Origin of the sequence: Neobacillus drentensis (assembly GCF_036966985.1) — a bacterium.
Taxonomy (GTDB): Bacteria; Bacillota; Bacilli; order Bacillales; family Cytobacillaceae; genus Neobacillus; species Neobacillus drentensis_E.
Window position 1 is genome coordinate 1 of record NZ_JBALSN010000223.1, and the last position, 2,389, is coordinate 2,389.

Here is a 2,389-nt window from a genome sequence, read left to right on the forward strand (position 1 = left end):
ATAAAAATAGCAATAATTAATATACTTAAGTTATGTGAAAAGGACGAGAAGAGCATGTCAAGAGAAGTTGTAATAGGACTTGATATCGGAACAACAAGTGTTAAAGCATGCGTATTTGACCTTCAAGGTAAATTAATCGCAGAAGCAGAACGAATGAACACATTTCATTATCCAAAGCAAGGATGGGTCGAACAAAACCCAATAGAGATTGAACAATCAGCTGTACAAGCAATAAAAGAGGTAATTGAGAAAGCCAAAATTGAAAAACGTGAGTTGATTTCAGTTGGTTTTTCTTCTGCAATGCATTCCCTCATTTGTATAGATGAGAAGGGCTTTCCAATATCTCCAGCCTTAATTTGGGCTGATGGAAGAAGTTATCTACAAGCCGAATCAGTGATAGAAACAATGGGGAACGAAGTGTATTCAAACACAGGCACACCGGTTCATCCCATGACGCCTTTTGTTAAGTTATTATGGATGAAAGAAACGAAATATGATCCGTACCTCCAAGCAAAGTACTTTATGTCTATTAAAGAGTATTTACTTCAATGCTGGTTTAACAAGAGGGTTATAGATTATTCGATGGCATCTGCGACAGGGTTATTTAACCCAGACACACACACGTGGAATCAAACATTATTATCTTTAACGGGTATTCATGAAGATCAGCTTTCTAGAATTGTCCCCCCAACAGAGATATTAACAGGGATTAATCCACAAATAGCCGAAGAAATGGGAATTGATTCTGAACTTCCATTTGTCATCGGTGCTGCGGATGGCCAACTTGCTAACCTGGGTATTGGAGCGATTCTCCCGGGTGAAGTGGCAGTTTCAGTTGGAACTAGCGGAGCCATTCGGCAATTCACAAGAGGCGTTAAAATGAGTGAACATCAAGAAAACTTTTGTTATTCCTTTACAGAAGATTTTTCTATCATTGGAGGTCCAACTAATAATGGAGGGATTGCTTTACAATGGTTAAAAGATCTTTTGAACGACCCTAGGGATTTCGCTGATTTCCTTGCAGATGCAGAAAAGGTGCCACTTGGTTCCGATGGAATCATCTTTCATCCATATCTCAATGGCGAAAGAGCTCCGATTTGGAATCAACGAGCAAAAGGAAATTTCTTTGGATTGTCTATCACACATAGAAGAGAACATTTTATTCGAGCGGTACTAGAAGGTATAACATTTAACCTCTTTCAAATTGGCAAGGCTTTAGAAAGTTTAGCCGGGAAACATCAAAAGATATATGTAAATGGTGGTTTATCCAGATCTCCATTGTGGCTGCAAATGATGGCGGATGTATTCAAGGCGGAAATTTATGTGCCGGAGAGCTACCACAGTGCAGCGTGGGGAGCAGCTTGGACTGCATTAGTGGCTACTGGTAAAGTTCATTCCTTTGAAGATATTAAAAAGAATATCCCAATGGGTGAGGCAATCGTTCCTATTAAGGATAATAGTGAAAAATATAGACTTATTTATGAGAAATATGAAAAGTTGGCAAGCGGAATGTCCCAACATTTTTGAAGTTTATATAAGTAGGGGGGAAATGAATGCTTGAGGAAATTTTAAAGCAGGTTCAAAGAGGTACCCTAAGTGTCAAAGAGGCAAAAGAGCAATTAGCAACATTTGAAAATTTGGGATTTGCTAAAGTTGACCATCATCGTAAGAAACGTCAAGGCTTCCCAGAGGTCGTATACGGTGAAGGGAAGACGACTGAGCAAATTATTTCAATTATCCAAGTGTTAAGAGCCCGAAACCACCAAGTGCTCGTCACGCGTATTACCAAGGAAAAGGCAGAAATTGTCCAACGTGCTTGCCCTGATTTTATTTACAAAGAAGAAGCACAAATTCTTTTTTGGAAAGAGGACACTGTGTATGAAGGTGAGCCACAAGGGTATATTGCCGTAATTTGTGCAGGTACATCGGATTTACGAGTTGCCGAAGAAGCAGCGGTTACTGCAGAAGTATTAGGCAGCACAGTACATCGTATCTATGATGTAGGTGTTGCTGGAATTCATCGCTTGTTAAGTCATGCGGAGGAAATTCAAAATGCCACGGTCTCTGTAGTTGTTGCTGGTATGGAAGGAGCACTTCCAAGCGTAGTGGGCGGGCTTGTCTCCCACCCTGTTATTGCTGTACCAACGAGTGTGGGCTATGGAGCAAATTTTAATGGATTATCTGCCTTATTAACGATGTTGAATTCATGTGCATCAGGGATTAGTGTCGTGAATATTGATAATGGGTTTGGCGGGGGATATAACGCAGTATTAATTGATCAACTTGCACAAAAAGGGGCCGGGAAAAATTGAGAACACTTTATTTTGATTGTTTTTCAGGTATCAGCGGCGATATGGTTATTGGATCTCTGATTGACGCCGGAGCAGAC

The 2,389-nt window shown here is 40.3% G+C and carries 3 protein-coding genes; all 3 read left to right on the forward strand.

Going from position 1 to position 2,389, the window contains the following annotated elements:
* Positions 1 to 1,527, forward strand: a 1,527-nt coding sequence (locus V7659_RS15180; protein WP_335540712.1) for a gluconokinase, incomplete at its 5' end; no start/stop codon positions are given.
* 26 nt (positions 1,528 to 1,553) lie between these two features.
* Entirely contained in the window at positions 1,554 to 2,312 is a 759-nt protein-coding gene (gene larB, locus V7659_RS15185) for a nickel pincer cofactor biosynthesis protein LarB (RefSeq protein ID WP_335452986.1), read from the forward strand.
* A partial coding sequence (gene larC / locus V7659_RS15190) for a nickel insertion protein (protein WP_335540717.1) occupies positions 2,309 to 2,389 on the forward strand: 81 nt, incomplete at its 3' end. The genes larB and larC, both read left to right, overlap by 4 nt.

Coding starts and splice junctions, on each gene's coding strand:
- larB (WP_335452986.1), top strand. CDS start 1,554: ATGCTTGAGGAAATTTTAAAGCAGGTTCAAAGAGGTACCCTAAGTGTC.